Here is a 26800-nt window from a genome sequence, read left to right on the forward strand (position 1 = left end):
CGGCACAACCGCTTAAACTGAACAGGCAGAGCGAAACCAGCACAGCAAAAACCCGCCTCATTCCTCCAGCTCCCGCAGCTTCACCAAAAACTTCTCCGCCGCTTTCGTGAACACCTGATACTTCTTCCACAGCATGAACATAGGCGAGTCGTTTTGCCGGGAGAGGGGCCGGAAACACAGCTTGCTGTCGCCGCTGGTGTTGATGATCTTGTCAAAAGACAGCGCATAACCCATGCCCTCCTCCACCATCAAGGAACCGTTATAGAGCAAGTTGAAGGTGCCCACCACGTTCAGTTTTTTCTGGTCGCGGCCCAGCCACTCTTTGGTGTCCTGGTCGCACATGGCCTGACGGGAGAGGATCAGGGGCTTGTCCCACAGCTGCTTGGGATCGATACTTTCCTGCCCGGCGAGGGGGTCGTCCCGGCGCATGAGCACGCCATAGTGCTCCGGGCAGGGTATCTGGATATACTCGTATTTAATTTTGTCAAAATCCCCGAACACCACGCCGAAGTCGATGAGCCCGCCGTCCAGCTGCTCAATGACCGAGCACTTGTCCCCGCTGACCACATGGAAATGCACCCCCGACCATTCCTCCCGCAGGGCCTGTATAGCCCGCACCAGCACCCGCAGGCCGTCCGTCTCCCCGGCCCCCACAGTGATGTCCCCGGAAACAGGCTCCTCCGCCAAAGCGATCTCGTCCTCGGCCTTCTTCACCAGCTCCATGATTTCCTCGGCGCGCTTGCGCAAAATCATGCCCTCCTCGGTGAGGGTAATGCTCCGGCTGCCCCGAATGAAAAGCTGCTTGCCCAGCTCCGCCTCCATGTCTCGTATCTGCCGGGAGAGGGTGGGCTGGGACAGGTTCAGGGATTCCGCCGCCCGCAGGATATTCTGCTCCCTGGTCACGGCGAGAAAGTATTGCAAAACGCGAAGTTCCATTGAGGTTTCCTCCCTTAAATTGATTCATAAGAGTTTTTCCCGAACTTTTCGGAGAAAAGCGAACCGTTTCACGGTTCGAGGAAAAACTTGGAATGCATACCCCGTGTGCATTTTATCATAGCAGAAAGTGCTATACCTGTCAAGCATACCGTGATACAGCATCAAAGCATTTGCTTTTCCGGTTTCAGCGGATTATAATAGGCCCATTAAGCAAGGGGGTGGCAAAATGGGAGCCTATCAGACGAGAGAAGCCATTGAGCAGAACCTGCGGGACGCGGGCTGCGAGGAAAAGTGCATCCGGGAATTTATGCAAGACCTGGAGCAGGACAGGATGCAGGCCGGCCTGCGCCTTTTGAACCAGCACCGCCGGTTGCTGCTGGACGCTATGCACCGGGAACAGAAGCGTATCGACTGCCTGGATTATCTGCTCTATCAAATCAGGAAAAACAATATTTGACGCAGAAAGGAAGATATCATCATGAAGCAAATCATTGAAAACAAGACCTTTGACGAGGAACGCGCCCTCTATAACAGCGACGGCTTGCTGCTGAAAAACTGCCGCTTCGACGGCCCAGCCGACGGCGAAAGCGCCCTGAAGGAGAGCCGCAATGTGGAGATGGAAAACTGCTTCTTCAATCTGCGCTATCCCTTCTGGCATGACGATGGTGTAAAAATCACCGAGGCGGAAATGACCGAGATGTGCCGCGCCGCAATCTGGTACTCCCGGAACATGGAAATTGCCCACAGCAAGCTCCACGGCATCAAAGCTCTGCGGGAGTGCGCCAACATCAAAATGCGTGGCTGCGACGTGATTTCCCCGGAGTTCGGCTGGTCTGTCCACGGCATGGAAATGCTGGACACCACTGTGCAAGGCGAGTATTTCATGATGCGCTCCGACGATCTGCACTTTGACAACGTGACCCTCAAAGGCAAATACTCTTTCCAGTACATCGAAAATTCAGAGTTCGACAACTGCAATTTTGACACAAAAGACGCCTTCTGGCACGCAAAAAATATCACTGTAAGGGGCAGTACGGTCAAGGGCGAGTACCTGGCCTGGTACAGCGAAAACATCACGTTTATCAACTGCAAGATCATCGGCACCCAGCCCCTGTGCTACTGCAAGGGCCTCAAACTCATTGACTGTGAAATGATCGACACCGATCTGAGCTTTGAGAAGTCGGAGGTGGAAGCCACCCTGACCGCGCCCATCGTCAGCATCAAGAACCCGCTCTCCGGGCATATCTATGTACCCTGTGTGGATGAGATCATCCGGGACGATAAAGATTCTCAGGGCGAGATCATCGTGCAGTGCCAATGCCACTGCGCCTGACATGGGCTACCTGTTTCGCGGCATTTTGATTGGCCTGCTGTTCGGCGTGCCTGCCGGGGCCGTGGGAGCTATGACAGCCCAGCGGGCATATAGCAGCGGTCTGCGGTCCGGGCTGCTGACTGGGCTTGGCTCCTCGGTGGCGGATTGCTTATATGCCTGTGTGGGAACATTCGGACTTTCGCTTATTTCCGACTTTTTGTTGGCCCATCAGACCATCATCAACCTACTGGGCGGAGCGCTTATCCTGGCGATGGGATTGGGGTTGCTGTTAAAGACAAACAGCGCAAACGCCCCTAAAGCCCAGAGCCCTCAAGGGGTAAAGCTGTTCCTGTCCTCTTTCGCGGTGGGCATCACGAACCCAGCGGCAATTCTGACCTTCCTGTTCGCGTTCTCCTGGTTTGGATTGGGGGAAGGGATGGGGGCGATGGACGGAACATTTCTGGTAACCGGCGTGTTTATCGGCACTTATCTCTGGTGGTTCACCTTGTCAGCGGGAGTTGTTGCGATAAAAAAGAAAATGGAGAAGTATAGCTTGCGGACGATAGAGAAGTGTTTTGGTGGTGTGCTGCTGGGATTCAGCCTGGTGATATTTGTCCGCATATTTATAGGTATATTCCACTAGCAGGAAAGGAGAAATCACATGAAAAGACATATACAAAAGTTCTCAGCGCTCTTTTGAGTTTTACAATACTGTGTAGCTTGGGGCAGACCGCATTTGCCATAAGTTTCACCGATGTTAGCTCCTCTGCCTGGTACGCCCAGGCGGTTGGATATGTTTCAAAAACGGCTTGATGTCGGGCACCGGCGGCGGGAAATTCTCCCCCGGCACGCCCATAACCCGCGCCATGCTGGCAACCGTCCTGCACCGGATGGACAACTCTCCTGCTCCGAGCAGCTCTCACGGCTTTTCGGATGTGCCCCAGGGCGCCTACTACGAACAGGCTGTAGCCTGGGCGTTGAGGAATGGGATCAAAGGAACGGCTGCACGGCCTGGATCTCAGCATGGTCTATGTGGGCGATTTGCAAAAGAACACAGACGAATATCACGGTTACAGCATGACCGACGCGGATCATATGAAACGCATACTCCAGGCTGTGCCAGTAACACCCAGCAAATCCGCTTTTCTGGACGTGGGCTGCGGTCGAGTTGATTCTCAACTCGCGGTATGTGCATGAAGGTTGCCGCAGAATTGGGATATGCCAAAATGGATGGCCTGGATTTGGACGAACGCCTATTGAACATAGCTCGGAAGAATATGCGCAAATTGCAGCTTAATGTGGGATGCATCCATGCTAACGCCGCAGACTTTGACGGCTATGCCGCCGTGTTCTACTTTTACAATCCGTTTGGAAAGCCAGTATTCGAGAAGGTGATACAACGGCTTATCGAAAGTCAGAATAAGCGCGACCGGGATATTTGGGCCGTGTACTATAGTAAACGCACTATAAAACCGGTAGATACCGGTTTTATAGTTGGGCTGCTACGCCGCCTGGTTCAAAAGAGGTAAAGCCTCTTTTGAACTGCGTTAACTATTACATCCGGTTTTTGGGGAGCTTTTCCAGCAAGCTGGGTTTGTCCAGGAAAAAGAGATCCATGATCACACGCGGGATACTGTTGCCAGAATCTACAAACTTTCGGAGAAGGGAGAATCAGAATACGAGTTTTACGATTATTCCTCTTGATACCATTGCTTCTAGGGCTTGCCGCCTGTTCCGCAAATGTAAGCAGACCCCCGCAATCTGCAAACAGTTTAGTCCCCACTGATTCCGGCGATTCTGCGGCAGCGGAACCCATCACTGTACCCACCCTTGAAGTCACACAGTTGGAGGACGGCCTCTCCGCCATCCGTTTTGAGGGCGATTCCGGATTTGACCAGTTTCTCGCCCAAGGCGGGGCCGCATCCGACGGCGGGGTTGCACAGTACCTCACCTCGCTGGTAAAGGAAAACATCTCCCTGGGCGACCTGCTCTTTGGGTGCAGTACGATTTCTGTTCAGAATACCGAGGGCGGCTATCTCTTTGGCCGCAACTTCGATTGGGAACCCTGCAATGCCATGATCGTCCAATCCGCTCCGGAGAGCGGGTACAAATCCGTCTCCACCGTCAACACGGATTTTATTGGCATGAGCGGCGTGGACTTATCCCAACTTCCAGATAAATTTCAGGCTCTTATCTGCCTCTATGCACCCCTGGACGGCATGAACGAAAAGGGTCTGGCGGTGTCCGTAAATATGATCCAGGACAGCGCCACCATCGACCAAAACACCGGCAAGCCTGGTCTGACTACCACCACCGCCATCCGCCTGCTGCTGGACAGAGCCGCTACCGTGAATGAAGCCCTCGACCTGCTTGCTCAGTACGATATGCACGCCTCCATGGGCTACATGATGCATTTTGCGATTGCCGACAACACGGGCCGGAGCGTTGTGGTGGAGTGGGTGAACAACGAAATGGTTGTGGTGGAAACGCCTATCGTCACCAACTTTTACATGGCAGAGGGAAAGAAGAACGGCATTGGTACAGCTCAATCCCATGAGAGATATGACATACTGATAGACACGCTCTCTAACCATAAAACTATGAATCAAGAAGAAGTCCGGGACGCGCTGGACAGTGTCAGCAAGGACAATTTTGGTGAGTTTGAGTCCACCGAGTGGAGCGTGGTCTTTGACCTGGAAAATTTGACCGCCCGGTACTATCATCGGGAAAATCATGCTGAAAACTATACTTTTCAGCTATATTATAAGCTTTCATATATCGAACAGATTGAAATTATTGCTGGAACTCGCAAGGCTCAAACGCCACGAGCGCATGAGCCCGGTCCGAATGAAGAAATATCAGACGAAGAAGCTGCGGAAAATGCTGGTTTACGCTTTCCGGCACTCCAGCTATTATCACCGGGCTTTTGTAAGGGCTGGCATCGACGAGAGCAATATCCGCACCGCGCCTCTGACCACGCTCCCTGTGATGGATAAGCAAATACTCCTGCACAACTTCGACCAGCTTATCACCGTACCCGACCTGACCCAAGACGAGCTTCGCCACTTTGACGCCGAAACCGCCGCCGACAGAAGCGCTTACAAGGGTAAGTACCATGTGGTTCACTCCTCCGGCAGCACCGGCAGGCCCGGCTATTTCGTGTACGACGAGACCGCTTGGCGCACCATGCTTTTTGGCATCATCCGGGTGGCACTGTGGGGAATGTCTATGAAAGAGATCGTGAAGCTGCTGGGGGCTGGGCCACGCATCGCCTATATTGCCGCCACCGATGGGCGATACGGTAGGGCTATGGCGGTTGGAGACGGCATTGACGGCGTAGGGGCCGCTCAGATCCACCTGGACATCAAGCAGCCCTTGGAGCAGTGGGTGGCGGAGCTGAACAAGTTCAAGCCCAACATCATCATCGGCTATCCGTCGGCAGTCAAGATTTTAGGCGAGCTGGTGGAGCAGGGCCGGGTGAAGCTGTCCGTCATGCGGGTAATCTCCTGCGGGGAACCTCTGGGCGCGGGTCTGCGACGGTACTTGGAAAAAGTGCTGGGCGGGGCGGTCATCAATGTGTACGGCGCCAGCGAGTCCCTGGCTCTGGGGGGTGGACGACGGCAGCGGTATGCTCCTGTTCGATGACCTGAACGTGGTGGAGGCAATAGACGGCGAAATGTACCTGACCAGCCTCTATAACTTCGCACAACCCCTCATCCGCTACAAAATTTCCGATTCTTTGACCTTGGCGCAACCGACGAAAGAAAGCCCCTTCACCCGCGCCGTCGGGCTCCTGGGCCGCTGCGAGGATATGCTCTGGTTTGAAGATGGCTTCGGTCATCGGGATTTCCTTCACCCCCTCGCCATAGAGGGCTTCTGCGGGGAGGGCCTGCGGGATTATCAGTTCCAGCAGACCTGCAGGGACAGCTTCGTCATGATAGCGGAGAAAACCTCTCAGGGGACAGAAAGCGTGATTCAAGCGGAACTAACCGCGCAAATGCGGGGGATTCTGGAAGAAAAGGGGCTGGGATATGTTCGGTTCCAGGTGACGTTTGTGGAGGAGATCCTCCCCGACCCGCGCACCGGCAAGAAACAGCTTATCGTGAAAAATGACGCAGGAAGGTGGCGGGCTGCGGGATGAAGGAAATGATACTCAGGGGCAAAAACCTGACAAAAAGTATGGCGAAACTCCTGTTTTGCAGGACATAGACGTGGACATCTACGCCGGAGATTTTACTGTAATCATGGGTTCCTCCGGCGCGGGAAAATCCACCCTGCTGTACTGTTTAAGCGGCATGGACAGCCTGACCGGAGGCGAAGTATTTTTCAAGAATCAGCCCATTACCGGCCTGAGAGAGAGGAAAATGGCCGCGCTCCGGGCTAAAGAGTTCGGCTTTGTGTTCCAGCAGACTCACCTGGTGAGCAACCTGTCCCTCTTTGAGAACGTGGCTGTTGCCGGGTATGCGGGAAAATCTGCTGACGTGAACGCCCTCGCCCATGCCCTGCTGGAACAGATGAATGTTGCCAGCGCCAAAAACCGCCTGCCCAACCAGGTCTCTGGCGGCGAGGCCCAGCGGGCCGCTATCGCCCGGGCCATGATAAACAAGCCCGCCCTACTCTTTGCGGACGAGCCCACCGGCGCGCTTAACAAATCAAACAGTCAAGAGGTCATGAACCTGCTGACCGGGCTGAACGCCCAGGGGCAGAGCATCCTCATGGTCACCCACGACCTGCGGGCAGCGCTGCGGGGGAACCGGCTGCTCTACCTGGAGGACGGAAAAATCCTGGATGAACTGGGCCTGCCCACCTACCGTGCAGAAGATGAAAAAGAGCGGGAAACAAAGATTAGCCGTTGGCTTTCAGAGTTGGGGTGGTGAAGAGTTCAAGCGCTGGCGCGTTTGAACTCTTCAATTTTTCATTGCATGAAAAATTTTATTAGGGGAGGATTTAAATGGAAAAACGCATTTTGATACGCGCCGGGCTGAAACGCCACTGGGGTGCGCTTTTGGGCATATTTCTGCTGATTACACTCACCGCTACCGTTACCGGCACGGTGCTGACCCTGTGGGCCAACGCCGCCCATGAAGAAACCGGACTGACCCAGGCAGGCTTTGGTGCGTTGACAGCCTGGGTGTCCGGCGAAGCCGATACGGAAAGCCTGTCGACAGAAATAACCAATCTTGACGAGATAGGCAAGGTAGAAACCCAACTGTTGGTGTTCACCAATTACACCGCCCTGGGGCAGGAGTCTGACAGCGAGGGACAGCTCATTCTCTACGAACCGGAGCGGGAGCGCTACCGCTTTTTCGCTGATGATTTGTCCGGTTATCAACCCGCGCCCGAAAATATCCGACCTGGGGAAGTGTACGTTTCCCCCTCGCTGTTGTCAACGTTCGGGCTGAGTATCGGTGACGAGATCACTTTTCCCATCGCCCGCTCCGGGCGGGATATGGCGCTGACAGTGGCGGGCTTTTATGAAGACCCGGTGATGGGTAGCAGCATGATCGGCATGAAAGGTTTTCTTGTCTGCGAGAGCGACTACCGCGCCGCACTGAATACCATCGAAAGTTCGGGTATTGACGCGCTTGCCCGGAATGGAGCCATGCTCCACATTTTCCCTTCGGCTGACCTGCTTGCCACCGAGTTGAGCGCCATCCTGAACGAGCGCACCGGCCTTGCAGATTTCACGGAGTTCTCCCACAGCCGGAAGGCGATTTCCGGGTTCATGCTGGTGCTGCAAAACGCCTTTTCCGCGCTGTTTTTGGCATTTGCGGTTGTACTTCTCATCGCAGTATTGGTTATAGCAGGGCACAGCATTTCCGCCACCATACGCGTCGAATACAAGAACATGGGCATCCTCAAGACGATTGGCCTCACCACCGCTGACCTACGCATGGTGCTGCTGGTGCAGTATGGCATAGCAATTCTTGTAGGCTTGGTACTTGGCCTACTGCTGACTGTCCCCATAAGCTCTGTTGTCAGCGCGGCGACCCTGACCACCACCGGATTGCGTATTCCGACCGTTCTCCCTATAGGGCTGTTTGCTCTCTGCTTTAGTGATATCATCCTCTTGCTGGGCGGATTCATCTACTGGCGGGCTGGGAAAATCGGCACAATTAGCCCCATGAGGGTTATTCGCGGCGAGATGGAAGCGGCAAGCCTAGGCAGCAGCCCAGCCGTGCAAATCACTGAAAAAACGCTCCCTCTGCGCCTGGCCATGCGACAGCTTTTGACCGGACGCAGGATGTATCTGGGCACACTGGCCGTGGCAGTCCTGCTGTCCTTTTTCGCCGCCATGATCGGCTGCATGGGCGCCTGGCTCGGCCCGGACGGCAAGGGTATGATGGACGCTTTCAACCCCGCCGACCACGATATCGGGGTGCAGATGTTTGGCGAATCCTCTATAAAACAGGCGGCGGAAATTGTTCGCTAATACAGCAATATCACCGACACCTACCTGCTGGCCATGCCCAGCGTCAGCGTCAACGGCGTGGACTACACCGCCAACGCCATCTCGGAGCCGGGGCGCTTTCATATTTTGCAGGGCCGTACCTGCATGGGCGATAACGAAATCGTTCTGACCGAGTTTGTGGCAAGCGACCTGGGTGTGGCTATTGGCGATACGGTTACCGTCCGGGGCGACCTGTCAAACGACGAATACACCGTCAGCGGCATCTATTCCTGCGCCAACGACATGGGCGCCAACGTAGGCTTAAGTCAATCAGGATACCTGAAAATTGGCCGGGACGACCCGCGCATCTGGTGCTGGCACTACTTCCTCGGTGACCCCAGCCAAAAAGCTGCCATCACCCAGGCGCTGGAAGAAAGGTTCGGCGGGGACGTCCATGTCCACGAAAATACCTGGCCCGGACTGTTCGGCATCATCGCGGCTATGCGGGCACTGGTGGCGGCAATGTACGTTACCACGGCGGTGTTTATTCTGGTGGTCACGGTACTGACCGGCAGCCGTGTTCTGTCGGCAGAACAGCGGGACATCGCCATCTATAAAGCCATTGGCTTTGCCGATTCTGTCCAGCGGCTGACCTTTGCCCTGCGCTTTGGGGTAACCGCCCTCCTTGGCTCGACGATGGGTGTTGTCCTTTCAGGGTTACTGACCACCCCCATTGTTTCCACAGTAATGAAGCTGGCGGGCATCAGCAATTTTGCCTCCGGCGTGAGCTTTAGGGGCACCCTGCTGCCGGTTCTGGCCGTTACCCTGCTGTTCGCCGGGTTTGCTTGGCTGGCGGCGGGGAAAATCAGGCGGGTTGCTTTGACAAGTCTTATAAGCGAATAATTTATTTGGAAAGGAAAACCAACATGAAAAAAGTTCTTCTCTTTATTTGCCTGATCCTCTGCACTCTGGTGCTGGCGGGCTGTTCACAGACAGAAAACAGGCGTTCCGCTCCTGTTTCAACTACGACTCCGGCCTCCTCCATAGCAGACAGCCAGCCGCAGACCAGCGCTGAATCTGTCCCGGAGGCAGAAAGCGCCACAAGCCTCACCGTCAATTTTGGCGACCAGGGCGCTCCCTTCACCCTGCACCTATATGACAATGACACAGCCGCAGCCATTGCCCGGCACGTGGGTACTGCCGACTGGCGGCTGCCCATCTACCACTACGATGACTACGAAAATTGGGAGGTCATGCAGTATTACGACATCCCCAGCCGGTATGAGATTCCCTCGAACCCGGAGAACGTCACCAGTGAAAGGGCCGGTGAGGTCTATTACTCCGAGCCCAACCGCATTGTGCTGTTTTATGGTGACGCGCAGGTGAGCGGAGAGTATACTCCGGTGGGCTATTTTGACGCGACAGAGGATTTCGTCAGCGCGGTGGAGAATAACCCGGTGCTGGAGGGCTGGGGGAATAAAATCGTGCGTATCGCACCCGGTTCGAATGAGCCAGAGATATCCCAAACATCCGTGATTACAACAGAAGAACAGGAGGAAAGCAACATGATAAACCTGCAAATCGAAGAGCATAACTTGACAGCGGAGCTTGCGGACAACACCTCCGCCCAGGCTTTTGCGGAGCTGCTCCAGGAGGGGCCTGTCACCGTGCAGATGCACGACTATGGAAATTTTGAGAAGATTGGCCCGCTGCCAACCAGCCTGCCGGAAAGTAATGAGCAGATCACCACCGAGCCGGGGGACATCATTCTGTATCAGGGCAACTCTGTCACCGTGTACTATGATGTGAACACCTGGAATTTTACCCAGCTGGGGAAGGTGCAGGGTGTTACCCAGCAGGAGCTCAAGGATATTTTGGGCGAGGGGGACGTCGAGATCACATTTTCAGTAGGATAGAGAATTTATATAATCTTAAAAGCATGAACTTATTAGCAAAGGAGCCAAGCATCATGAAATCCATCACCAAAAACATCGTCCTGTCTGCCATGTTCCTGGCAATCGGTCTGATCCTCCCCTTTTTCACCGTCCAGATCCCCCAGATAGGCCAAATGCTCCTGCCTATGCACATCCCCGTCCTGCTGTGCGGGTTTGTGTGCGGCTGGCAGAGCGGGGCCATAGTGGGCTTTGTGCTGCCGCTGCTGCGGTCAGCCATATTCGGTATGCCGGTATTCTTCCCCTCCGCCACCGGCATGGCCTTCGAGCTGATGACCTACGGCCTGGTGGCCGGGCTGCTCTACTCCCTCTCCAAATGGAAGTGTCTACTGGCGCTGTACCGCAGCCTGGTTATTGCCATGCTTGCCCGGGCGCGTGGTGTGGGGCCTCGTGCAGACCATCCAGCTGGGGTTTCTCGGTGCATATGTTCCTCGCTGGGGCATTTATTAACGCCATTCCCGGCATTATCGCCCAGCTTATGCTGATCCCGATAATCATGCTTGCCTTGGGCCGCACGGGGCTGGTGCCTTTCAAGGTGAAACGGGGTCTACGAAATGGAAAAGCTGAAAACTGACGTGTATTCTGCCGCCGAAAGGCCTCGTGCGTTTATTCAAGTGCCCCCAAAACAGCCCGTGCTATTAGCAATCGATGGGAGGTGCGGCTCGGGAAATACCACTCTCGCAAGAGTGCTTCAGGAGAAAACGGGCGCGGCAGTGGTACATATGGACGACTTCTTCCTCCGGCCCGAGCAGAGGACACCGGAACGCTTTGCCGAGCCGGGTGGAAATGTCGACCGGGAGCGTGTATTGGAGGAAGTCCTGTTGCCCCTAAAGGAGAACTGCCCGGTGGTGTACAGGCCCTATGACACACACAGCCCGCCATGCTGGCGGCGGTGCTGTACCGCTCGGCAGGAAGTCCAAAGGTAGACGGCCTGGCAGATTTCTCCGATGTTCCCGCTAGTGCCTACTACAACAGCGCCGCGAGATGGGCCAGTAATAACGGCTATATAAGTGGTTATGGCAGCCGGGTGTTTGGTTCCGATGACCCGGTAACCAGGGAACAGATCGTTGCCATTTTGTGTCGGTATGAAGGCCGCCCGGCAGCGACCGCGCCCGATTTTGCCGATGAATCCAGCATCAGCACTTATGCGGGCACCGCCGTCGATTGGGCCAGGGCCAACAGCATCATCAGTGGCGTGGGCAACAACCGTTTTGACCCCAAAGGCACAGCGACCCGCGCCCAGGTGGCGGCCATCCTCCATAACTATCTGTCCACCCCCATCTGGCCCACCACGCAGTGGATGGTGATGGTGTCGATTTTGTGATTCCTAGGGCTGTTTCGGTTGGGGCTGACCAGCCGCTTGCAGCTTAAAGCGCTGTTACTCATGATGTGCTTCTCCTTCCTGCAAAAAATCATGTTTCTTCAGCAGTTCCTTGTAGTTCTCCCGGATGTTCTCAATGGCCATCACGGCCTTGTTGTTAGGATAATCTGGGTGATCCTCGCAGAACCGCTCATAGGCGTCGATTTCGGCCAGCGCCTCGCCGTTGATGGCCTTGCCGATCCACCGAGAGATGGTCGACCAGGGGTTCACCTGGATAGGGGCTATCTGGATGAGCGTCAGCAGAAGGAAGATCCCGCCGCCGGAACAGGCCAGGAACTTCTCCAAAGTCATTGGCTTTCACCTCTCATGAAAAATGAAAGCCCCGGCCTTGCCACTTGACAAAGTCGGAGCATATGATATAAAGCAGACCGCCGGGAGACTTCCGCAGAGGAAGAAAGCTGGCGGTCTGCTGGAGTTTATCATTGACAAACTCCATAGATTGGGGTATAATACAGGCAAAGAGGGCGCTGTTGCATGGCGGTTAGCTCTTACCTTTCAGCTAATAAAGTTAGCCGTCCGGGGCCTAGCCGGGCGGCTAACACGCTTTTGGGGCTAAGTACATGATTACCACAAGGGCAATCAGTAAGCACACTGCAAACCGCAGCAGCTTTCGTCCCATAAAGCCTCACCTCCCTTCGTGTTCACTCAGAGAGATGAATCACCCCCTTTCCCGAGGTATGTACCTCTTTGGGGATGAGCTAACCGCCCGAGTTGGGATCTCCAACTCGTATGCAACAACGTCCTCCGCCTCCAAAAATGGGGGTGTTTTTATTATACCATTCTGGGAAATTTTGTCAATCCTTGTCAGGCATCCACCTCAAGGTCGGAGAGGATCTCCCGGACCCGCTCCCGGACCTGCTCCCGGATTTTCTTGTCCTTGATGATCAGGGTCGCATAGACCGCCGCCATTATCCCTCACCTCCCAGCATGGCCTCGTACACGTCGCAGAGGGCCAGCTGGGTGTCCTCCAGCTGAGCCTCCAGGCTGGCCAGTTTTGCCCGCAGGGCCTGGTTCTTCGCCTCCAGCTCCGTACGGGTCTTGGGCCTGCTTTCTGTGCTCCCCCTCTGAAACCGGTTCAATCCCATTACTGAAACCCTCCTTGTATGGATGTGATGTACCCGCCCTGGCCGCTCTCCCCTCGGGAGACGTTCACCCGGAAGCTGAACGCGAAGCCGTTCTGGGCGGTTTCGTTTTCAAAAACATAGTTGAGTCCGCTTTTCATCTCTGCGATGCAGTCCTCCCAGACAGGGGTGGCTGTCATGGGCCCGGACCCGGTAGGCCACGGTCTCCCAGCCCTTGGTGATGGTATCCGTAAAGCTCAGCTCCGGGCCGCTATATACCTCCGCCCAGGCGCCGCTGTCCACCTGGCGCTCCAGGCTGTAGCCCTCCAGGTTCCCGTCCGGATCCGTGCTGCCCCCCCAAGATATAGAGACAGGCTTCCCGCCGTAGACCGTGGAGGGCACCGTGATGCTGGACGGGACAGTAGGCGGCTGGTTGGTGGTGACCTCCCCGCTATTGGAGACCATGAGCGCGGACGGGAGGATGAAGGTCGGGCGGATACCAAGTTCAGCATCGTAACTTTCATCGTCTGCGCCATTTTTAACTCCAATATACCAAACTTGGTTTCTCACCCCTGTAGAGGCAAAAGGGCTCCGAGTCCACCATTTTGTGGGAACGCCGTTTAAACAAGCTACTGTGTACGCTGTGTTCAGAAGGAGCTGGAAGCCTTTGGCTGCCAAGTAACGGGGATTGACTGCAAGGCAGAGGATAAGCGCGGCAAAACGGCAGCTTCCAAAAAGAAAATTTCCCGGCAGGAGCGGTGACCATGGAGCTGCCTAAGCGCATCGCCTCGGTCAGCTTTGACAAGGACTCGCTGGCCACCATTTTGTTAGCAAAAAAGCATGGTGAGCCGCTGGACGAGGCAGTCTACTGCGAAGTGATGTTCTACAAGGGTATCTCCGGCGAAGTGCCTGAACATCGGGACTTCATCTACGACACCGCCATCCCCGTCCTGGAACGGATGGGGATAAAGATCATCGTCCTCCGCTCGGAAAAGACTTGTGTGGACCTGTTCACCGGGCGGGTGACCCGCTGTGCAAAGCGGCGCACATCGCTGATGACGGACGTGTTTCTGCTGCTCTCCGGCATATTGGCCGGGGCGCTGGTTCTCACGGTTTTGCTGTCCTTGCTCCGTGCGCCGGATTTCTACCGGATGGCTCTAGAGGCGGTTCTGATTGCCGCCTGCGCCCACCGGCTGCAAGGGGCCGAGCTGAGAATGGGCCTGTTTGTCGGCATCTTTTGCGAGATTGGCGTCTGTTCAATAATTCCGTTGCCACCAATATGCTGCATGTCGTTTCTTCAACGGGCGCAGACGAATTACAAATTGTCCGGATCATGGCTGCGCAGCTTGTTTCCTTCGCTTTTGTGTTGGTGATTTATCATCACAAGAACAGAAAAGCAGATTGATAAAACCAATTGATCGGGGCACTTTCCTTTGTGGGTAGAGCCCCTTTTCGCGGTCAAAAACCTGCCGTTTACGGATATTCCCGCACAGTACTCGGTTTTCTGCTATGATGCAGATACATCAAAGGAAGCACTGCTTCAAGGAGGAAACTGTTATGCGTCATGTCTATATTCGTGGCATCCTGGCTCTGATCTGGCTGGCGGCGGTCGTCAGCGGTGTGTCCGGCAATCTGGAGTGGGCCGGGCTCTACGTCTTGATGGGGGCGGCCTTCGGGTATTCCGCCTGGGTCTCCTGGAAAAAGGCAAAGAACGATAAGCGGGGGAGTTGACCGTGGGCGAAAACATCCTGGAGCTGCAAAACCTCAGCGCCTGATACAGCGAGGGAAAGAATGTGCTGTCGGATTTCTCCCTCCAGCTGCACCCCCATGAGGTGGTGGGACTGATTGGCCTGAACGGGGCCGGAAAGACCACCTTTCTGAAAACCCTGTCCGGTCTCCATGAGGGCTTCCGCTGTGACGGCATCCGCCTGAACGGCCAGACGGTCAGCTTCCGGGACAAGGGCTTCAAGCTGCGGCGGTACACCGTCTTTGCCGAGGACAACTCCTTCCAATATTTCACCTTTCGGGAGTACCTGTCCTATGTGGCGGCAGCGCACAAAAAAGATTTGCCAGATGTTGCTAAACTGGTGCGGGGCCTTCACTTCGAGGACTACTCCAATCCGCATCCTTCTGTCCTGCGACCCGGCGCTGGAGCGGGCGGTTCGGTTTCTGCCAGGACAGGGTAAGGCGTTCTGCCTCCCCTACTGCCTGTTCATCTTTGTTTGCAATCTGGCTGCTAGTATTATTTTCCTGTGCAGCTGGCAAATTCAGGTTGGTGGAGTTATTCCCCTCCATGTTATGACAGCGGTCTCCTTTGCCCTGTTGAGCGCAATCGGCTCCGTCCTGCTGGAGTGGTACTGCCCCATCCGGGGATGGAAGATTGAGAGCGACCTCTGGCACCACCTGCGGAAATATATTGTGCCCGCTGTCATGCTCCTGCTGGTCGGGCTGGTGGGTATGTTCTGAAACAATTTTCTGCCTGGGCGGATAGGATCGCTCGGGCAGAATTTTTTTCAAAAAAACAGGCTGCTGTAACATTTCGCGGACATTTATCTGTTATACTGCCTTTATCACCAAAGGAGGCTGGGCCATGAAAGGGATACTGATTGTCGAGGACGACGCTCTTTTGAATAAAACTTTAGCCTACAACTTGATTTCCGATAGATGGGATGTCACATCGGCCCTGAACGCCAAGACTGCCGCCGATCTGCTGGCCGGGAGGTCATATGACCTGGTGCTGCTGGACATTAATCTGCCGGATGGCAACGGCTATGACCTGTGCAGACTAATCAAGCCGGAACATCCCAGCACTGTGGTGATTTTCCTCACCGCCAACGACCAGGAGAGCGACCAGCTCCGGGGCTATGAGGCGGGGGCGGTGGACTATATCACCAAGCCCTTCTCCATCGAGGCCCTGCAGCGGAAGATCCGCGCCATGTTCGCCATGCTGGAGCACCACAAACCGGCAAAGGATCTCTACGACGACGGCAGGCTGTTTCTGGACTTCTCGGAGCAGTCCGCCACCCTGAACGGAAAACCGCTCACCCTCTCTCCCATGGAGTACAAAATGCTGTACCTGTTCTGCAAAAATCCACGCCAGGTCCTGACCCGGCAGCGGCTCCTGGGGCGTCTGTGGGACGTGGACGAGAAATTTGTGGACGAGCACACCCTGACCACCTCCATCAGCCGTATCCGGGGCAAGATCGAGGCGGAGGGCGATACCTATATCAAGACCATCTACGGCATCGGCTATCAGTGGACAGGGGGTGAGCGGAAATGAGGCGCATTTCAGTCAAGACCATGTTCCTGCTGGTGGAAGTTGGCGCGGCTATCTCCATGCTGGCCCTTTCCTTCCTCCTCTCCAACCTGACGGGCCAGGGGTGGGTGCTGCTGGCCGGTGCGCTGTTGACGGCCTGCGCGCTGGTTTGGCTGTTCCTGCTGACGCTGTTTTTCGCCAAACGGCTGTCCCAATTTACCAACGACCTGTGCCGGACCATGGACAGTATGATCAGCGGCGGCCAGGAGCCGGCCAGAGCCGAAGACCGTGAGACCATCTTCGCCCGCATCAGCTACCGCCTCTCCCGGTTATATAACATTCTTCAAGAAAACCGGCGCAAGGTGGACGAGGAGCGGCGGGAGCTGCAAACTTTGGTGTCGGACATTTCCCATCAGGTAAAAACGCCGGTGGCAAATCTGAAAATGGTGACGGACACCCTGCTGGCAAAGCCTGTCACGGAGCAGGAGCGGCGGGACTTTCTACAGGGCATCCGCAGCCAGACGGACAAGCTGGAATTTCTGGTGCAGTCCATGGGGAAAGCCTCCCGTCTGGAGACCGGGGCGGTCACCCTGGAAAAGAAGGACGTGCCGCTGCTGGACACGCTGGCCCAGGCCATGAGCGGCATCGTCTACGGCGCGGAGCAAAAGGGCATCTCTGTGGAGGTACAGTGCCCTGACGACCTGCGGGTTTCCCACGACAGCAAGTGGACGGCGGAGGCCCTGTTCAATCTGCTGGACAATGCGGTAAAGTACACCCCGGCGGGCGGGAAGATCAGCGTATCCGTGGAGCAGTGGGAGATGTACGTCAAGCTGGATGTGGCCGACACCGGCAAGGGCATCCCGGAGAGCCAGCAAGCCGCCATCTTCCGGCGTTTTTACCGGGCGGAGGAGGTCCACGACCAGCCGGGGGTAGGCATCGGGCTGTATCTGGCCCGGGAGATCGTCACCCGACAGGGCGGCTATATCAAGGTGACCTCGAAGCCCGGCCGGGGGTCTACCTTTTCCGTGTTCCTGCCCCGACGATAAACTGTTCACAAAAAATTCACATTTAAAACTCCAATTCGGACATTTCTGTGACATTTGGATTTTACAATCGCTCTGCAACAGGCGAAAATGTCCGCAGAAATAGCGTGTTTCCCCTGCCTCCGGCAGGGGAAACACAGATAAAATCTCTGCGGGACGGGCAAACAGCCGTGAAAGGAGCAGACAAAAATGAACGTATTACAGACCATCGACCTGAAAAAGCAGTATGGCAGTGAGCCGAACATCACCCGCGCCCTGGATGGGGTCAACCTCTCGGTGGAGCAGGGGGAGTTTGTGGCCGTGGTGGGGACCTCCGGCAGCGGCAAGTCCACCCTGCTGAATATGATGGGTGGCCTCGATACCCCCACCTCCGGCAGCGTCATCGTCCGGGGGGACGAGCTGGCGAATAAGAACGACGAGGAGCTGACCATCTTCCGCCGCCGCAACATCGGCTTCATCTTCCAGAATTACAATCTGGTGCCCATTCTCAACGTCTATGAGAACATCGTCCTACCGGTAGAGCTGGACGGGGACACGGTGGACCAGAGGTTCATGCACGAAATCACACACATGCTGGCCCTAGAGGATAAACTGCAAAATATGCCCAATAACCTCTCCGGCGGACAGCAGCAGCGGGTGGCTATCGCCCGCGCCCTGATTACCAAACCCGCTATCGTCCTGGCCGACGAACCCACCGGCAACCTGGACAGCAAGACCAGCGCCGATGTGCTGGGCCTGCTCAAGCGCACCAGCACGCAGTTCAACCAGACCATTGTGATGATTACCCACAACAACGAGATTGCCCAGCTGGCCGGCCGTATTGTGCGGATCGAAGACGGCAGGATCGTAGACTGAGGGGGTGGCAAATTATGACTTGGCCTTTTGAAAATGACACCAGCGCGGTGGAGAAAAAGCTGGCTCGCCGCAGCATCAAAGCCGACAAGCGCCGGAGTGCCTTTGTTATCCTCACCATCGCCTTGGCCGTCTCCCTCATGGGAACCCTCTGCTTTCTCTACTCCGCCCAGCAGCTGAAAACCCTGGACGGTATCCTGGGACAGTATCAGGCCGGATGCGGCGGACTGACCCGGGAAGAGGTTGCCCGGCTGGTGGGCGCCGGGAAATTTGAAAAATGGGGCTGCACCGTGGAGGCGGGGACCGCCCGCCATGAGGACAGCGTTTTGCAGATCAGCTATGTCAGCCCGGAGATGATCGACCTGATGGGCTACGGCGCGATTACCGGGACCTATCCCCAGGAGAAGAACGAGCTGTGTGTGGAACGTGCCTTTTTCCGTTATTTTGGCCTGCCGGAAGAGGTGGGTCAGACGGTGGCCCTGGACCTAGGGGACGGTCAGAAGTCCTATACCGTTACGGGCATCCTGGAGGCGGAGAACGGCAGACGGATTTTCACGGTCTGGATTCCAGAGGCCGCAGTAGACGCGGAGAGTCCCTATGAACTGCGGTTCCGCTTTGCCGGGAGCAAGGGCGTGGAGCCGGACCAGCTTCAGACGGACATTGATCAGTTCTTTGCGGAAATGGGTATTCCAGAGGAGCAGACCTTTTACAGCTCCAGCTATTTTGGCATGGTGGACCTCTACCTTGGAAACGGGATGGAGGTCTATGCCGCGGCGCTCCTAATCGCCGCCGTCTGCGCCATCGTGATCTATAATATCTTCTACATCTCCGTCATGGGCAAAATGCGGGAGTACGGGCGATTGAAGGTGCTGGGGACCACGCCCAGGCAGCTGGGGCGGGTGGTCAAGCGGGAGCGGCGCTTCCTGACCGCCATCGCCATCCCACTAGGGTTGATTTGCGCAGCAGGTATCGTGCTGATTGCAGTCCCCGGCTACTGGTCCTGGGGGGACAATCTCCGGTCTGCGGTGGTCGTTTCCCTCCTGACCTATGGCACCGTCCTGATTGCCACCAGAAAACCTATGGCAATGGCAGGGAAAGTCTCCGCCATTGAGGCCATCCGCGCCACCGCCTGTTCCCGGCAGCAGGGCCCCAGCGTCTCCAGGCAGCTCCACCGCCGCCTGACCATGCCCCGTCTGGCCTGGATGAATTTCTCCCGGAACCGGAAAAAAGCGTTTGTCACCACCCTCTCCCTGGGCCTGACCGGGATTCTGCTGCTCTGCGTTTCCGCCTACGCAAACTCGGTGGATGTAAAAGAAATGGCCCAGTCCCAATTTGGGGACCGGAGCCAGTATCTGCTGCAATATGAGGACTTCGCGGGCCGGGAATTTGTGGAGATGCAGAAGGAGAACCCCCTGGGACAGACTCTGCGGGAGGGGCTGGCCGCCCTGCCCGGCGTAGATCATGTCACGGCCTACAGCCTGACCTGCGTGGAGATCCCCGCCATCAGCGCCATTCCGGGCAACAGCGAACATGAGCCGTTTGTTGTCAGGGGTATTTCCCAGGAGGATATGGCGGAAATGTACGCAGGCAACGGGGTCCTGGAAGGAACAGCGGACTATCAGCAGCTGCTGGACGGAGACGGCATCCTGGTCTGCCCCGCCGGCAGCGCGCTGAACGAGATTTACCGGACCAGCTATCAGGTTGGAGATACTGTGACCCTCTCCTGCTACAACGGACAATCCAAGACCTATACCGTCATGGGCATCGTGCAGGATGTCCAGATCGGCAGCTCGACTCATTTCTTCATTCTGCCCGAGGCGGAGCTGTCCGTCCTCTATCCTGAGATTTCGGACTTCACCGGCTATGTGAATCTCCACACGGAGCGGGACAGCGGCCAGCTGCGTCGGGCGGTGTTCAGCGCCGTGTCCGACCAGCGGGTGGCGGTCTCCGGCCTGGATGACCTGGCCGTCGAGCTGGAGCGCGGCCTGCGGGGAGAGCTGGCCCGGGACTACGGCATCCTGGTCTTTATCTTTGCATTTTCCCTGATTAACCTTGCCAACACCCTGATTACCAACCTCCTCACCCGCCAGCAGGAGTTCGGCGTGTTCCAGTCCGTGGGCATGAGCGACCGGCAGCTGTCCAACATGCTGTCTTTCGAGTGCCTGTACTATGTGGGGATCACGCTGCTGGTCACCCTGACCCTGGGGACGGTGTGCAGTCTGGCCGTGTGCCGGGTATTCGACCGGATTGGGATGTTCGGAACGCTCACCTACCACTTCCCGGCGCTACAGGTGTTGCTGTTTGGGGCCGCCCTGCTTCTGGTGCAGGGCGTGTTCTCCGCCTGTGCGGTCCGCTATACCAGAAGTCTCTCTCTGGTGGAGCGGATCAAGGCGGCAGACTGACCCAGCCTGGAATGAACCGATGACCGGCAAAGGAGGTATGCTATTAAGTAATCTTCTTGCCGCTCGTATTTGCCGCCCAGTTCCTCAAAAAACGTCTTTGCCATTGTATGTTACCTCCACATTCATTTTTGAATGTCCGCAAAATCCGTCCTACTCAGTTACCCATGGGACATTGACCGGGCAAAACTCACCTTGCAACAGCTTTATGATCTCTGGACGGAAAAGAAGGCCCCCAAGCTGGGCAAGGCCAATCAGGACAGTTTACGGGCTGCATTCAAGCATTGTTCAGCCCTATTGAATCGGCCCTATAAAGAAATCAAAGCGTTTGAAATGCAAGATACCATAGATGGTTGTGGGCGGGGCTACTCCACGCAGGGGGCCATAAAAAATCTATGGACACACCTTGACAAATTTGCTCTGGAACTGGATATAATCACCCGCCAATATTCCGATCTGCTCACCAGCACAGCGGCCCCGCCTACATCCCGGACGGTGTTCACACCTGGGGAAGTGGAAACGCTATGGCAACACGCCGGGGAACCGTGGGTTGACACGGTGCTGATTTTCGTATACAGTGGGTGGCGTATCTCTGAACTGCTGGCACTCACCCCGGAAGATGTTGACCTTCAGGCGGGGACGATGAAGGGCGGCACGAAAACCAAGGCCGGGAAGGGGCGCATTGTCCCGATTCACTCCAAAATCAGGCCCCTTGTGGAAGCCCGTCTTGCTAAAGCTGGCCCCCGGCTGATTTGCTATGAGGGGGACCATGTGCCGGTGAGTACATACCGCCTTTTCTGGCGGGAAATTATGAAGCGGCTGAATATGTCCCACGTTCCCCATGAATGCCGCCACACCTTTGAAACCCGCCTGGACAGTGCCGGGGGAAACCGCCGTTGCATTGATTTACTTATGGGCCACGTTTCCAAGGATACCGGCAACAGGGTTTACAATCATAAGACGCTGGCAGAACTTCAAGCAACGGTTGAACTTCTCACGATCTAAGGGTTGAACTGTAACACATTTGCAACACGGCCTCCGGAAACCCTTGAAATATCAGGGTTTTTCGGGGGCTTGTTCATAGGGTATAATAAGGACAAGTCGGAGAATCCCAGTAATATCTAGGGGAATCGGATTTGTCTTTATTCTTTTTCCAAGAAAAAAAGGCTCCCCATTAACGCCCTATAGAATTCCGATGATGATGCATTCAGGATTTGAGAGCTATCCAGCGGGAGCACCGGGACACAGCATCACTCTTGGACGACCGGGCGTTCCGGGCAAAAATCAGTCTGTACCAGGGCATGGCGGTGAACTTTCCGTATACAGTGTTCGGGACCGTGCTGGGGATGAGGTATGCCACTGCCTGGTTTATCTCCCTGGCGGTCTACTACCTGGTGCTGGGCGCTCTGCAGGCATAATCTGGCCGTTCGTTACCGAAAACGACCCGGTGGTGTGGACACACTCGCCTATGAGTGGCGCTGCTATCAGACCACAGGCTGGCTGCAGATTTTGCTGAATATTCCCATGAGTGGTATGGTGGTGCTGATGGTGCGGACAAATTCCGGCTTTGTCTACCCGGGACTTGTCATTTATCCTTCGGCGATGTATACTTTGTTATATGATGGCTCAGTCTGTGGTGAACCTCCATCGCTTTCGGAAGATGGGCAGCCCCATCCTGCTGGCGGGAAAGGCCGTCAGCTTTATCTCAGCGGCTATGTCTCTGCTGGGCTTACAGACCGCCATGATCAGCCAATTCGGAGAAAATAGCAGCGGCTTTCGGCGGCAGATGAATGCAGTCACTGGCGCTGGCGTCTGTGCACTGGTGGTTGCGGCGGTCTATATGATTCTCCACAGCCGCCGCAGGACACAAGAGGAGCCGGGCCAATGACCGCTCAGAGAGCAGATATTTCAGCACAGCGGTAAAGCTGGATGAGGCATTTATCGACCTGCTGGCTGAGAAGGACTTCCAGTACATCACGGTCAAGGAGATATCCAGCGGGCCGAGGTGCACCGCTCTACCTTTTGCCCTACCTTGCTTTCATTCGGGACAGCAAAAGGGTGCTCTGGGCCTCCGTGGAGCAGTCCGCCGTGCTGAGGCTGCAAAGCCACTGTGAGGGGATGTTCCGCCAGGTGTTTGCCCCCATCCTGGAGCGCTTTCAAGTGCCGGAAAGGGACAGGCACTACACCATGACCTTCTACCTCCACGGCATTACCGCACTGGTGATGGAATGGCTGAAAAATGACTGCCGGGAGAGTATAGAGGAGATTGCAGACATCATTATGCGGAATATAGCCAGGCCGGAGGTTCCGCAAACAAAAAAGAGAGGTTGACATGACAAAGCTACGTTCCGGGCAGTCGTTTCTGTACTGCGGCGTCGGGTATGACAACACGGTGATTGAGATAAGCAATAGCCAATCCCATTCTGTCTGCGGGGGTGGCTTAGAGATTCACTATAAAAGGGGGCTTTTCAATGGAATACACAATGGGTATTGATGTAGGGACATCCTCCGTCAAGGCGGCGCTATTGGAGCGTTCAGGCAGGCTGGCAGGCGCTGTCAGCAAGAAATATGAGATCTTTATTCCCACTCTGGGCTGGGCGGAGCAGGACCCGGAAGAATGGTGGGAAGCTGCCAAGTCCGCCGTAGCGGAAGTCCTACGTGTCTGCGGCGTGTCCGGCGGGCAGGTCAAAGGGATCGGCTTTTCCGGGCAGATGCATGGGTTGGTAGCGCTGGATAAGGACGAGAAGCCTGTCTGCCCTGCGATCATATGGATGGACCAGCGTTCTGGGAAGGAGAGCGCGGAGCTCCAAAAGATCGTGGAAGAAAATGGGCTTGGCGGAACACTGATGAACCGCCCTATCCCTGGTTCCTTGATCTGTTCCCTGTTATGGTTGAAACGGCATGAGCCTGCGTTGTTTGAAGAGATTCGCTGGGCCATGCTGCCGAAGGATTACCTGCGGTACCGGCTGTGCGGGGAGATCTTTACCGACGAGACAGACGCCTCCGCGTCCCTGGCGTTTTCCGTGGCGGAAAGGCGCTGGTGCGGCGAGCTGCGGGATAAGCTGGGCATTGACCCGGCCATTTTCCCTTCTGTTGGGAAGCCTTGGGACGTGTGCGGGAAGGTCTCATCTCTTGCGGCGGCGGAGACCGGCCTTTTGCAGGGCACACCGCTTACGGCCGGCGGGGCAGATTCCGCCATGCAGTTAGTAGGCAACGGCGTGATTTTTCCAGGGTCTTACGCCTGTAATATCGGCACAGGGGCGCAGATCCTGACGGTGACAGACCGCCCGATGTACGATGAAGCTCTGCGCTCCCAGACCTTTTGCCACGCCGCAGAAAGCTCCTGGTATCTGCAATGCGGCACCCTCAATGGCGGCAGCGCTTTAAATTGGCTGAAGGGCCAGGCCCTGCAAAACCAGGCTGATTTTGAGACGTTTCTCAAGTCCGCTGCATCCGTTCCCGCGGGCTCGGAGGGACTGATCTTCCTTCCTTACCTGGCCGGGGAGCGGAATCCCTATCTGAACCCGGACGCGAAGGGAATCTTCTTTGGGCTGGCCATGAAGCACGGGCAAGGGCATCTCATCCGCGCGGTGATGGAGGGGGTTGCCTATAATCTGTATGAATGTATGGAGATCATGAAAGGGCTTGGTCTGCCGGTTTCCCGGCTCATCGCCTCCGGAGGCGGCGCGAAAGGCCAGCTCTGGCGGCAGATTTTGGCGGATATGTTCGGCGTGCCGGTCTATACCACGGAAACCACAGAGGAGGCCTGCACCGGAGCAGCCATGATGGCGGCGGTGGGGCTGGGGTGGTATAAAGACACGGCCCAGGCTGTGGAGGAAACCGTCAAGCTGGCTGAACAGGCAACAGTGCCGGTCCCAGACCACACGGCGCTTTACGAGGAAAACCGCTGGCGGTTCCGAGGGCTATATGAGGGCACAAAGGGATTATTAAACGCGCGGTAGCCTTTGCGGCCGGGAATCTCCTTTGATTATGAAAAGACTTACGCTCTCCAAATATCGAATGCGTTGCTATACTGAAAAGACCGGGCATTTGCCCCCGGCCTTTTGCTTTTGCGTCCTATTCCCCGCCGGTTTCAGCGCCCGCCGGAGGATATCCCCGACCACCTCGCCCCGGCTCCGCCAAAACCTTAGAAGCCGTACCAATAGGATTTGTATTCCCCTTTCCGGCAAATTCAGCCGGGAAGCGGCGTTGTGAAAACTTGCCAATTGCCAGATTGCTGCTCCCCACCGAATTTGCTCGAAAATCGGAATACAAATGCTACCGGTACAGCTTCTTAATCTTTTCTCAAGGAAAAAAGCATTGCGTGGGGCCCGTGAATCCGATACAATAGAAGGGACAGGAGGTGCTGCGGATGTCCGAAAAAATCCTGATTGTCGACGACGAAATAGAGATAGCCGACCTGGTGGAGCTGTATCTCAAAAACGAAAATTACACCGTATATAAGTTTTACTCCGCCGGGGAGGCCCTCTCCTGCATCGAGTCCACAGAGCTGGACCTGGCCATACTGGACGTCATGCTCCCCGGGATAAACGGCTTTGCCATTTGCCAGAAGATACGGGAGCGCCACACCTACCCGGTCATCATGCTAACGGCGAAAATGGAGGAGACAGATAAGATCACCGGCCTGACCCTGGGCGCGGACGACTATGTCACCAAGCCTTTCCGCCCTCTGGAGCTGGTGGCCCGGGTCAAGGCCCAGCTGCGCCGCTATAAGCGCTACAACCCTGGCATGGCGGATACCCTAGAGCCGGACGCGCTGGAACACGCCGGAATTTTTATGAACACCAAGACCCACGAGTGCCTGCTGCTGGATGAGCCCTTGTCCCTGACCCCCACCGAGTTCTCCATCCTGCGGATTCTATTGGAAAACAAAGGTCAGGTGGTCAGCGCGGAGGAAATGTTCCACAAGATATGGCAGGACGAGTATTATACCAAATCCAACAACACCATCACGGTACACATCCGGCACCTGCGGGAAAAGCTGGGAGAGAGCGCCGGGGCAATCAAGACCATCTGGGGAGTGGGGTACAAAATTGAAAAATAGAATTGGCAGAATCTTACAGCTGCTTATGCTGCTGACCGCCGGGTTTGCAGCCTGCTCGGCGCTGTATTTTCTGGTGGACAACGTGTTCGATGGCTTTTTTATCGATTGGTTCGAGGGCTTTTTCACCCAGACCGAGGGCCACTTCAACCCTGTGGAGGGTACTGGGGAGATCTGGCACACCATCAACTGGGGGCGGCTGAAGCCCTTTGTGCTGGCGGTGTTCATCGGCGGCACGCTCTTGTGGCTGGGGGCGGCTTTTGTGGCCGCCCAGGCCGCCGCCAAACGCCAGGAAAAGCGCACCATCACCGACATCAGCCAGCGCCTGCGGGCTTACATGAAAGGCAGCGCCGACGCCGTAACGGTGTTCCCCAAGGAGCAGGCCGAGATATCCGCGCAGCTTTCAGACATCAAGTCAGCCTTGCTGGAAAATGAGCGCCGGTTAAAGGAGGAGACCACCCGCAAAAACGACCTCATCGCCTACCTGGCCCACGACCTGAAAACCCCCCTGACCTCTGTTATCGGCTACCTGAGCCTTTTGAACGAGGCCCCGGATATGCCGGTAGAGCAACGGGCCAAGTACACCCGCATCACCCTGGACAAAGCCTATAGGCTTGAAAAGATGATAAACGAATTCTTCGACATCACCCGGTACAATTTGCAGGAGATCGCCCTCCAGAAGGAGCCGGTGGACCTCTACTACCTGCTGGTGCAGCTCACAGACGAGCTGCTGCCGGTGCTGGAGAAGAACGGTAATACGGTCAGATTGCAGGCCGATGAAGCCCTCACCGTCCCTGGCGACCCGGACAAGCTGGCTCGGGTGTTTGGAAACGTGCTGAAAAACGCCGCTGCCTACAGCTACCCTGACACGGAAATTGTCCTCACTGCGGAAGAAAAGGAGGGGGCCGTCACCCTCCGCTTTAGCAACCGGGGCAGGACTATCCCACAGGAAAAGCTTAATTCCCTCTTTGAAAAATTCTACCGTCTGGACGAAGCCCGCACCTCGGGCACCGGCGGGGCCGGGCTGGGGCTGGCTATCGCCAAGGAGATCGTCACCCTGCATGGGGGCAGGATAACAGCGGAGAGCATAGATGAAACCGTCACATTTACCGTCACCCTGCCCGCGCAATCTTAGGATTTTCTTAGGAAAGATAC

At 56.0% G+C, this 26800-nt stretch carries 35 protein-coding genes and 2 pseudogenes; 31 read left to right on the forward strand and 6 right to left on the reverse strand.

What is annotated here, in order from left to right:
* Window positions 1-57: 57 nt before the first annotated feature.
* Complete coding sequence (locus tag D7X94_RS10965; RefSeq protein ID WP_120427751.1) at window positions 58-936, reverse strand: LysR family transcriptional regulator; 879 nt, start codon at window positions 934-936, stop codon at window positions 58-60.
* 226 nt (window positions 937-1162) lie between these two features.
* Between D7X94_RS10965 and D7X94_RS10970 the strand changes: the two genes are divergently transcribed.
* The 16 genes and pseudogenes from D7X94_RS10970 to D7X94_RS11035 all read left to right on the forward strand — a co-directional run bounded on the left by D7X94_RS10970 (window position 1163) and on the right by D7X94_RS11035 (window position 11915).
* Window positions 1163-1393: a hypothetical protein gene (locus D7X94_RS10970; protein WP_120427752.1), complete on the forward strand. Its 231-nt coding sequence runs from the start codon at window positions 1163-1165 to the stop codon at window positions 1391-1393.
* Between the two features lie 21 nt (window positions 1394-1414).
* Complete coding sequence (locus D7X94_RS10975) at window positions 1415-2269, forward strand: DUF3737 family protein (RefSeq protein WP_120427753.1); 855 nt, start codon at window positions 1415-1417, stop codon at window positions 2267-2269.
* 1 nt (window position 2270) lies between these two features.
* Entirely contained in the window at window positions 2271-2891 is a 621-nt protein-coding gene (locus D7X94_RS10980; RefSeq protein WP_158591001.1) for a LysE family translocator, read from the forward strand.
* 148 nt (window positions 2892-3039) lie between these two features.
* Window positions 3040-3108 (forward strand): annotated as a pseudogene (locus D7X94_RS19875) (S-layer homology domain-containing protein); the annotation flags it as partial.
* A 124-nt stretch (window positions 3109-3232) separates the two neighbouring features.
* Window positions 3233-3445, forward strand: a complete 213-nt coding sequence (locus tag D7X94_RS19190) for a hypothetical protein (protein ID WP_243111272.1) — start codon at window positions 3233-3235, stop codon at window positions 3443-3445.
* A gap of 14 nt (window positions 3446-3459) precedes the next feature.
* Window positions 3460-3777, forward strand: coding sequence for a class I SAM-dependent methyltransferase (locus tag D7X94_RS10990; protein ID WP_120427756.1), 318 nt, complete (start codon window positions 3460-3462; stop codon window positions 3775-3777).
* Between the two features lie 315 nt (window positions 3778-4092).
* Complete coding sequence (locus D7X94_RS10995; protein WP_243111273.1) at window positions 4093-5244, forward strand: carcinine hydrolase/isopenicillin-N N-acyltransferase family protein; 1152 nt, start codon at window positions 4093-4095, stop codon at window positions 5242-5244.
* On the forward strand, window positions 5129-5893 hold the full coding sequence (locus tag D7X94_RS19195; protein ID WP_243111274.1) for an AMP-binding protein: 765 nt from the start codon (window positions 5129-5131) through the stop codon (window positions 5891-5893). Before D7X94_RS10995 ends, D7X94_RS19195 begins: the two co-directional genes overlap by 116 nt.
* On the forward strand, window positions 5877-6389 hold the full coding sequence (locus D7X94_RS19200) for a hypothetical protein (protein ID WP_243111275.1): 513 nt from the start codon (window positions 5877-5879) through the stop codon (window positions 6387-6389). The genes D7X94_RS19195 and D7X94_RS19200 overlap by 17 nt, the downstream gene beginning before the upstream one ends.
* A 55-nt stretch (window positions 6390-6444) precedes the next feature.
* On the forward strand, window positions 6445-7125 hold the full coding sequence (locus tag D7X94_RS11005; RefSeq protein WP_330558203.1) for an ABC transporter ATP-binding protein: 681 nt from the start codon (window positions 6445-6447) through the stop codon (window positions 7123-7125).
* A gap of 74 nt (window positions 7126-7199) precedes the next feature.
* On the forward strand, window positions 7200-8681 hold the full coding sequence (locus D7X94_RS19205; protein WP_243111276.1) for an FtsX-like permease family protein: 1482 nt from the start codon (window positions 7200-7202) through the stop codon (window positions 8679-8681).
* A gap of 33 nt (window positions 8682-8714) precedes the next feature.
* Complete coding sequence (locus D7X94_RS19210; RefSeq protein ID WP_243111277.1) at window positions 8715-9542, forward strand: ABC transporter permease; 828 nt, start codon at window positions 8715-8717, stop codon at window positions 9540-9542.
* A 23-nt stretch (window positions 9543-9565) separates the two neighbouring features.
* On the forward strand, window positions 9566-10555 hold the full coding sequence (locus tag D7X94_RS19215) for a cyclophilin-like fold protein (protein WP_243111278.1): 990 nt from the start codon (window positions 9566-9568) through the stop codon (window positions 10553-10555).
* Between the two features lie 53 nt (window positions 10556-10608).
* Window positions 10609-11076: an ECF transporter S component gene (locus D7X94_RS11025; RefSeq protein WP_330558204.1), complete on the forward strand. Its 468-nt coding sequence runs from the start codon at window positions 10609-10611 to the stop codon at window positions 11074-11076.
* A 69-nt stretch (window positions 11077-11145) separates the two neighbouring features.
* Window positions 11146-11517 carry a hypothetical protein gene (locus tag D7X94_RS18775; RefSeq protein ID WP_199715073.1) on the forward strand — a complete coding sequence of 124 codons (372 nt, stop codon included), beginning with the start codon at window positions 11146-11148 and terminating at the stop codon, window positions 11515-11517.
* On the forward strand, window positions 11472-11915 hold the full coding sequence (locus tag D7X94_RS11035) for an S-layer homology domain-containing protein (RefSeq protein ID WP_120427757.1): 444 nt from the start codon (window positions 11472-11474) through the stop codon (window positions 11913-11915). The genes D7X94_RS18775 and D7X94_RS11035 overlap by 46 nt, the downstream gene beginning before the upstream one ends.
* Before the next feature lie 54 nt (window positions 11916-11969).
* Here D7X94_RS11035 and D7X94_RS11040 read toward each other — a convergent pair whose 3' ends face one another.
* The 5 genes and pseudogenes from D7X94_RS11040 to D7X94_RS19520 all read right to left on the reverse strand — a co-directional run.
* Entirely contained in the window at window positions 11970-12263 is a 294-nt protein-coding gene (locus D7X94_RS11040) for a hypothetical protein (RefSeq protein ID WP_120427758.1), read from the reverse strand.
* A 617-nt stretch (window positions 12264-12880) separates the two neighbouring features.
* On the reverse strand, window positions 12881-13057 hold the full coding sequence (locus D7X94_RS18485; RefSeq protein WP_158591002.1) for a hypothetical protein: 177 nt from the start codon (window positions 13055-13057) through the stop codon (window positions 12881-12883).
* On the reverse strand, window positions 13057-13194 hold the full coding sequence (locus D7X94_RS18490) for a hypothetical protein (RefSeq protein ID WP_158591003.1): 138 nt from the start codon (window positions 13192-13194) through the stop codon (window positions 13057-13059). Before D7X94_RS18490 ends, D7X94_RS18485 begins: the two co-directional genes overlap by 1 nt.
* Window positions 13166-13498, reverse strand: a complete 333-nt coding sequence (locus tag D7X94_RS11050) for a hypothetical protein (protein WP_147401707.1) — start codon at window positions 13496-13498, stop codon at window positions 13166-13168. Before D7X94_RS11050 ends, D7X94_RS18490 begins: the two co-directional genes overlap by 29 nt.
* A gap of 18 nt (window positions 13499-13516) precedes the next feature.
* A pseudogene (locus D7X94_RS19520) lies at window positions 13517-13711 on the reverse strand (DUF6273 domain-containing protein); the annotation flags it as partial.
* 86 nt (window positions 13712-13797) lie between these two features.
* On the opposite strand from D7X94_RS19520, the gene D7X94_RS19220 reads away from it, so the two are divergent.
* From D7X94_RS19220 to D7X94_RS11130, 15 genes are all read left to right on the forward strand, one after another.
* A complete protein-coding gene (locus D7X94_RS19220) occupies window positions 13798-14406 on the forward strand; it encodes a hypothetical protein (RefSeq protein ID WP_243111279.1) in 609 nt (202 codons plus the stop codon).
* 184 nt (window positions 14407-14590) lie between these two features.
* Window positions 14591-14764, forward strand: coding sequence for a hypothetical protein (locus D7X94_RS18780; protein WP_199715075.1), 174 nt, complete (start codon window positions 14591-14593; stop codon window positions 14762-14764).
* Between the two features lie 62 nt (window positions 14765-14826).
* Window positions 14827-15219, forward strand: a complete 393-nt coding sequence (locus D7X94_RS11065; RefSeq protein WP_243111280.1) for an ATP-binding cassette domain-containing protein — start codon at window positions 14827-14829, stop codon at window positions 15217-15219.
* Between the two features lie 136 nt (window positions 15220-15355).
* Window positions 15356-15499: a hypothetical protein gene (locus D7X94_RS19225; RefSeq protein WP_243111281.1), complete on the forward strand. Its 144-nt coding sequence runs from the start codon at window positions 15356-15358 to the stop codon at window positions 15497-15499.
* A 124-nt stretch (window positions 15500-15623) separates the two neighbouring features.
* Window positions 15624-16313 carry a response regulator transcription factor gene (locus D7X94_RS11075; protein ID WP_120427761.1) on the forward strand — a complete coding sequence of 230 codons (690 nt, stop codon included), beginning with the start codon at window positions 15624-15626 and terminating at the stop codon, window positions 16311-16313.
* Window positions 16310-17335 (forward strand): sensor histidine kinase, encoded by a 1026-nt coding sequence (locus D7X94_RS11080; RefSeq protein WP_120427762.1) that lies wholly within the window; start codon window positions 16310-16312, stop codon window positions 17333-17335. The genes D7X94_RS11075 and D7X94_RS11080 overlap by 4 nt, the downstream gene beginning before the upstream one ends.
* Window positions 17336-17521: 186 nt before the next feature.
* Window positions 17522-18187, forward strand: a complete 666-nt coding sequence (locus tag D7X94_RS11085) for an ABC transporter ATP-binding protein (protein WP_120427763.1) — start codon at window positions 17522-17524, stop codon at window positions 18185-18187.
* Between the two features lie 14 nt (window positions 18188-18201).
* The gene (locus D7X94_RS11090) at window positions 18202-20586 is read left to right on the forward strand and encodes an FtsX-like permease family protein (RefSeq protein ID WP_120427764.1); all 2385 of its coding nucleotides are present in this window, start codon (window positions 18202-18204) and stop codon (window positions 20584-20586) included.
* Between the two features lie 330 nt (window positions 20587-20916).
* Window positions 20917-21588 (forward strand): tyrosine-type recombinase/integrase, encoded by a 672-nt coding sequence (locus D7X94_RS11100; protein WP_243111282.1) that lies wholly within the window; start codon window positions 20917-20919, stop codon window positions 21586-21588.
* A 209-nt stretch (window positions 21589-21797) separates the two neighbouring features.
* The gene (locus D7X94_RS18170; RefSeq protein ID WP_147401708.1) at window positions 21798-22001 is read left to right on the forward strand and encodes a hypothetical protein; all 204 of its coding nucleotides are present in this window, start codon (window positions 21798-21800) and stop codon (window positions 21999-22001) included.
* Between the two features lie 200 nt (window positions 22002-22201).
* Complete coding sequence (locus tag D7X94_RS11105) at window positions 22202-22471, forward strand: hypothetical protein (protein ID WP_120427765.1); 270 nt, start codon at window positions 22202-22204, stop codon at window positions 22469-22471.
* Window positions 22472-22605: 134 nt separating this feature from the next.
* Window positions 22606-22914, forward strand: a complete 309-nt coding sequence (locus D7X94_RS11115) for a TetR-like C-terminal domain-containing protein (protein ID WP_147401710.1) — start codon at window positions 22606-22608, stop codon at window positions 22912-22914.
* A gap of 140 nt (window positions 22915-23054) precedes the next feature.
* Window positions 23055-24545 carry a xylulokinase gene (gene xylB / locus D7X94_RS11120; RefSeq protein WP_120427767.1) on the forward strand — a complete coding sequence of 497 codons (1491 nt, stop codon included), beginning with the start codon at window positions 23055-23057 and terminating at the stop codon, window positions 24543-24545.
* Between the two features lie 410 nt (window positions 24546-24955).
* Window positions 24956-25648: a VanR-ABDEGLN family response regulator transcription factor gene (gene vanR / locus D7X94_RS11125; protein ID WP_120427768.1), complete on the forward strand. Its 693-nt coding sequence runs from the start codon at window positions 24956-24958 to the stop codon at window positions 25646-25648.
* Complete coding sequence (locus tag D7X94_RS11130) at window positions 25638-26780, forward strand: sensor histidine kinase (protein WP_243111283.1); 1143 nt, start codon at window positions 25638-25640, stop codon at window positions 26778-26780. Before vanR ends, D7X94_RS11130 begins: the two co-directional genes overlap by 11 nt.
* Window positions 26781-26800 lie beyond the last annotated feature (20 nt).

The sequence above is a fragment of the Acutalibacter sp. 1XD8-33 genome (genome assembly GCF_003612555.1).
Lineage (GTDB): Bacteria > Bacillota > Clostridia > Oscillospirales > Acutalibacteraceae > Acutalibacter.